The 5,963-nt window shown below is 42.1% G+C and carries 4 protein-coding genes and 1 other annotated feature; of the genes, 2 read left to right on the top strand and 2 right to left on the bottom strand.

The window, feature by feature from the left end; genetic code table 11:
- A partial coding sequence (locus BMZ06_RS17895) for a transposase (RefSeq protein WP_139205855.1) occupies positions 1 to 139 on the top strand: 139 nt, incomplete at its 5' end.
- A gap of 237 nt (positions 140 to 376) precedes the next feature.
- On the opposite strand, the gene BMZ06_RS17885 is transcribed toward BMZ06_RS17895, so the two are convergent.
- Together BMZ06_RS17885 and tyrS are read right to left on the bottom strand one after the other, a co-directional pair.
- The gene (locus BMZ06_RS17885; protein WP_089754182.1) at positions 377 to 961 is read right to left on the bottom strand and encodes a kinase; all 585 of its coding nucleotides are present in this window, start codon (positions 959 to 961) and stop codon (positions 377 to 379) included.
- 137 nt (positions 962 to 1,098) lie between these two features.
- Positions 1,099 to 2,364, bottom strand: a complete 1,266-nt coding sequence (gene tyrS, locus BMZ06_RS17880; protein ID WP_089754180.1) for a tyrosine--tRNA ligase — start codon at positions 2,362 to 2,364, stop codon at positions 1,099 to 1,101.
- Positions 2,365 to 2,444: 80 nt separating this feature from the next.
- Positions 2,445 to 2,651, bottom strand: a binding site (T-box leader).
- 124 nt (positions 2,652 to 2,775) lie between these two features.
- On the opposite strand from tyrS, the gene BMZ06_RS17875 reads away from it, so the two are divergent.
- Positions 2,776 to 5,963 (top strand): transglycosylase domain-containing protein (locus BMZ06_RS17875; protein ID WP_089754186.1); only part of this gene is annotated, 3,188 nt, incomplete at its 3' end.

Below are 5,963 nucleotides of genomic sequence, written 5' to 3'. Positions count from 1 at the left end.
CTTCGCAGATTCAAAAGAACTGCACGGGCTGCGTTATTGTCGCTTGCGCGGAAAAGAGAATGTACGCGAACAAGCGTTACTGACGGCGGCCTGCCAAAACATGAAAAAGATTGCCCTTCACCTATCCAGGGTGAGATAGGTGAAGGAGAGTCTTTTTCGGTGAAGGGCGGGCGAATACCAGGAGACTCCTGCGGAAAAACGGGCGATCCGAGACCCCGCAGTGTGGGTTTCACGAGGAGGCTCGGGCGTTCGTCCGCGGAAAGCGAGTGGTATTCGCCCGCACGATCTGCACAAAAAAAGCTTGCAGAAAAACACGGGGTTTCTCTACAAGCTGCCGCCGTTTAAAACGGCGGTTTTTTTTACTTTGGTCGTACTTTTAAGTATTCAGCACACAATTAGCAGATATACGAGGTTTAACATCTCGCAGATAATAATCCTCCGCTTTCCAATACCTATTTCTAAATTTGTCCATGTTTTTTCGAGCAAATGGATCCTCACGTGCGAATCTTCGGTTTCTAGCACAATCTAAAAATATTATGTGGTCAAAATAAGGCCGCCACTCTTTTCTTTGAAGAAAAACCCCTTCTATAAGAATAACTCCCTCTTGGGGTAAATCAACCGTTTGATAGTTACGTTCATCCGCTTCGTTATCATAAAAAGGAAGAGTAAGCTGACAACCGCACCTGACTTTTTCAAAAAGATGCTCTTTTAACCACTCCACCTCCCATTGCAACTGGTAATACTCATACCAATCTTCAAATCCAGTGTCGTAACGTTCATTCTTTTTAACGATATGATTATCCATATGAAAGGTACACAAATCCACCCTCTTTTTATTTAGCTCGCTCTCTAGCTGATTTACAAATGTAGTTTTCCCCGACCTGCTTAAACCATCGACTCCTATTATATAAAGCTGACCAGACCGTAGAGAAGGAAGTATCTTGCATAAGTCGAGCACCATATCTACTCAAGCCTCCTTTTTAAGTACACACTTTCATTAACTTTTTCGGACACATTTCCAAAGTAAATAACTTAAAAACAAAAAACTGCCTTTATTATAAACCGAAGCGGCTTATAATAAAGGCAGTTTAAAATAGTTTATTCGTAACGGACTAAGAAGTATTTCTTCTTACCTCTGCGAATAATAGTGAATCGATCTTCAATACGGTTTTCTTCATTAATTTGATGTTTTACATCCTGATTTCGCTCACCATTAATATATACAGCACCATTGTTAATATCTTCTCGGGCCTGTCGTTTCGAAGATGAAATTCCTGTGTCTACAAGCAATTGAACAAGCTGAGGTTCTTTATCGGAAGATGAAAACGCTGGTACATCTTTAAAACCTTGTTCAATTTCCTGGCCTGATAAAGATTTAATATCTCCGCTGAAAAGAGCTTCCGTGATTCTCTCAGCCTGAGCAAGCGCATCTTCATCATGGACAAGTTTCGTCATCTCTTCAGCAAGACGTCGCTGTGCCACTCGTTTTTCTGGTTGCTCCTGCACTTCTTTTTCTAATTCAGCGATTTCGTCCATCCCTAAGAAAGTAAAGTATTTGAGAAACTTAATGACATCTCTATCATCAGCATTAATCCAGAACTGGTAGAATTCGTAAGGCGAAGTAGCTTCAGGATCCAGCCAGATGGCTCCTCCAGCAGTTTTTCCAAATTTCGAACCATCAGCTTTTGTAATTAGAGGCATAGTTAACCCGTAAGCTTCTACTTCTTCTTCACCTCGGGCACGACGAATTAGCTCTAAACCAGCTGTAATGTTTCCCCATTGATCACTGCCGCCAATCTGCAGCGTACAATTTTCTTTCTGATTCAGCTTTTGAAAATCCAGCGACTGAAGGATCATGTAGCTGAACTCAGTAAAACTTATCCCTTGTTCTATCCTTGATTCCACCGATTCTTTGGAAAGCATGTAATTCACACCAAAATGTTTCCCTGTGTCTCTAAGAAAATCAATGATCGTCATCTCAGATAACCACTCGAAATTATTTCGAGCTACTGCTGCATTTTCTCCTTCATCAAAGTTCAAGATTTTAGCGAGCTGTCCTTTAATTTTTTCACTATATTCATGAACCACACTGGCCTCATTTAATTGTCGTTCTGACGATCGGCCGCTCGGGTCCCCGATCATCCCAGTGCCCCCTCCTACCAGCGCGATAGGACGATGACCGGCCTGCTGGAATCGCTTCAGCATAAGAATAGGAAGAAGATGCCCGATGTGAAGACTAGCTCCCGTTGGATCAAAGCCGCAATAAAGAGTAACTTGTTTCTCATTCAAGTGGGAGGTCAAGCCATCCTCATCCGTTATTTGATTAATTAAACCCCTCTGTTGTAAATCTTTCAGCAATTCCATGTGATCACTCCTCTTTTTCTTGGTATGCGTATGTTAAATGGCTGGTAGAGCATAAAAAAAAGACCTCAATATCCCTATAATAAAGGGACGAGATCTCGTCGCGGTACCACCCTTGTTGCACGTTTGTGCCACTTGTATCGATAACGGCTAATCATAACCGTCTTCTGATTCATACCAGAAGAATGCTCCGGACCGTAATTCAAAAACAAATGTGGCCTGACTTCCACCAGCCGTCAGGTCTCTGTACCAGTGATTTGTTTTTTACTTCAATCGTTCAACGCACGCATATTTAACTATGTTTTATTTTTATCACACTCATAAAGGAAAAGCAATAAGAATATCCTCTGCATTTATGTCCTCTTTCATTCCGTTGTGTTATAATATGGAATGGATTTTTTAGGAGGTCTCATTATGTCTAATAATAAAAATAGCGGTCGAAATAAAATGGATTTTAAATCATTATGGAATAAAGGAAGCATTCAAAAAAAATCACGTATCACGGCAGATGTGGTTTGGAATGTCATTTTATTCTTTATTATTATCGGCGTCATAGGGCTCTTCTTTGCCGGAGGAGTCGGTGCCGGTTACTTTGCATCTCTTGTTAAAGACGAAGAGGTTCGGAGTAAAGAACAAATGCAGGAGAGCATTTACAACTATTCAGAAACCTCAGAAATGTTCTTTGCCGGGGATGAAATATTAGGTAAGGTACGATCAGATCTTTACCGTGAAGAAGTAAAGCTGGATGAGGTTAGCGATAACCTGAAGAATGCAGTTATTGCGACAGAGGATGAATACTTTAAAGAACATAGTGGCGTGGTACCTAAAGCGGTCATGCGTGCAGTCGTACAGGAAGTTTCAAACTCAGCGGTTAAAACCGGTGGAAGTACATTAACCCAGCAGCTCGTTAAGAACCAAATCCTCACAAACGAAGTCTCCTTTGAAAGAAAAGCTAAAGAAATGCTGCTTGCTCTTCGTATTGAACGCTTTTTCGAGAAAGATGAAATATTGGAAGCTTACCTGAACATCGTACCATTTGGACGTAATGCAAATGGTCAAAACATTGCCGGCGTTTCCACTGCCGCTCAAGGTATATTTGGAGTCGAAGCTGACAACCTCTCCATTGCGCAGGCTGCTTTTATAGCTGGTTTGCCGCAGGCACCTTACGCTTATACCCCTTTTAATAATGACGGTTCCATTAAAAGTGAAGAAGGACTTGAGCCAGGTATGGATCGTATGCACGAGGTACTTGAGCGCATGTATGAAGCAGAGTATATTACAAAGCAGGAATATGAAGAAGCTAAAGACTTTAAAATTACTAAAGAGAATCTAGCAAACTCTACAACCTCTGCTAGTATCACCTATCCTTTCTTAACCAACGAGATTAAGAGAAGAGCTCAAGAAATTTTAGAAGTCCAGCTGGCAGAAGAAAATGGACATAGTGAAAAAGACCTTGAAGAAGATGAAGAACTCGCGAAAGAATATAAAGAACTCGCAGAACGCCGATTAACTTCCGGTGGTTACCAAATTAAAACCACCATAGATAAAAAAGTATATGACGCTATGCAGGAAGTGAAGAATGAATACGGTGATAGATTTGGACGTGACAAGACTATTACTAAAGAAAATGACGAAGGGGAAAAGTATGAAGTCACCCTTCCTGTTGAAGTCGGCAGCGTAGTCATGGAAAATGCCACAGGTAAAATTTATGGGTTTATCGGCGGTCGGGATTTTGAAGAATCCCAAGTCAACCATGCGACAAATCCATATGCTCCCCGAATGATCGGAAGTACGATGAAGCCATTGCTAGTCTACGGACCAAGCATTGATATGGGAGAAGGACATCCGGCTACTGTTATAGCCGACGTACCTTACGAATATCCTAATACAGCTCCAGGTGAAGATGGTGAAGTGCGAAACTACTCAGGCACCCACCATGGATTGGTTTCAGCACGGTATGCTTTAGCCAATAGCTTTAACATTCCGGCTGTAAAGCAATATGAAAAAATAGTAGATCAAAATCCAGCTAAAAATTACCTGGAGAAAATGGGAATAAGTAACTTAACTGAAGAAACAAGCGACTATTCTCGCCCTTCTTTGGCCTTAGGTGCAAAAGAAATTACAGTCGAAGAAAACACCAATGCTTACGGAACATTTGGCAACAACGGTAAATTCGTAGATGCCTACATGATCGAAAAAATTGAAACCAAAGATGGTGAAACCGTATTTGAACACGAGGCGGAAGAAACAGAAGTATTCAGTCCTCAAAGCTCATATTTGACGATTGACATGATGCGCGATGTACTTGACTACGGTACAGCTTCAAGTGTTAGAGGTAAACTAACGAATCCTGGTGTTGACTGGGCCGGAAAAACAGGAACCTCTCAAAACTATAAAGACTCCTGGTTCGTAGCAACCAACCCTAACGTAACAGTAAGCATGTGGACGGGGTATAACGAGGTGGCACAATTAGATTCGGGCTACAGCAGCAGAACTCAAGGAGCCTGGGCAAATGTAGTAAATGCCTTATCTGAAATCCGCCCCGAATTAATGGTACCTGAAAATGATTTTGAAAAGCCAGAAGGTATCGTGGAACAAGAATATTGCGCTACTTCTGGGCTGTTACCTTCAGATCTATGTGAATCCGTGGGACTTGATAGAGATGACCTCTATATCGAGGAAAATGCACCCGAAGAAGAGGATAATAGTTTAATAAGAGGTAATTTTGTGGAAGTAGATGGTGAACTAGTTGTAGCTGGACCTAATACACCATCAGAATTTGTTACTGGTGAAGACGGAGTGGTCTTAAGTCCAGAATTTCTAGAGGAAAATGGATACACAAGTAAAGAGGTTTTAGATGAATTAATTCCTAACTCTGATAATTGGAATCAAGTATCTCTTCCTTCTTCCAGTGCAGCAGAAGCGTCCAGTTCCAACGTAAATAACGACGGGCAGTCTCCTTCTGCTCCCCGGTCTGTATCATCCAGCGGCTCGACGGTTGACTGGGCACCATCATCTAGTAATGATGTAGTAGGATACCGTATCTATCGCGCTTCCTCCTCTGGAGGTTCTTTCTCTAAAGTGGGAAGCACAACTAGTACCTCTTACAGTGGTTTAGGCGAAGGAGTATTCGCGGTAAGAGCAGTCGATTACTTCGGTATGGATTCTTCTCTTTCCGATACAACAACTATAGGCAATCCAGGAGCTCCAGAACCTGACACGGACTCCAGCTCAAATAATGATTCTGATTCCGGCAGTGGGACTGAAAGTGAACCAGAAAACAGTTCTGATTCTGAAGGTCAAGAAAGTGAAACGGAGCAACGCTCTGAAGATAGCTCCAATTCTGAAGAGAATGAGGACTCAAGTTCTGACAATGATTCTAGTTCCAATGGTAACTCTGGATCAGGAGACGACTCTAGTTCAGAAGATAGTTCTGGTACCGAGAATAACTCTGGTTCCAGCAACGAATCTAATGATGAGTCAGGAAATGGCTCGGGGTCAGATGATAGTTCTGATTCAGGAAACAGCTCTGGTTCAGGCGACAGCTCTGGTTCAGACGACAGCTCTGGTTCAGATGACAGCTCTGGTTCAGACGACAGCTC

The organism is Halobacillus alkaliphilus, assembly GCF_900113125.1.
Taxonomy (GTDB): Bacteria; Bacillota; Bacilli; order Bacillales; family Halobacillaceae; genus Halobacillus; species Halobacillus alkaliphilus.
This window is presented reverse-complemented; position numbering and strand designations above follow the sequence as displayed.

Excerpts from the sequence above, each read along its gene's own strand:
- BMZ06_RS17885 (WP_089754182.1), bottom strand. The coding sequence starts at position 961 with ATGGTGCTCGACTTATGCAAGATACTTCCTTCTCTACGGTCTGGTCAG.
- tyrS (WP_089754180.1), bottom strand. The coding sequence starts at position 2,364 with ATGGAATTGCTGAAAGATTTACAACAGAGGGGTTTAATTAATCAAATA.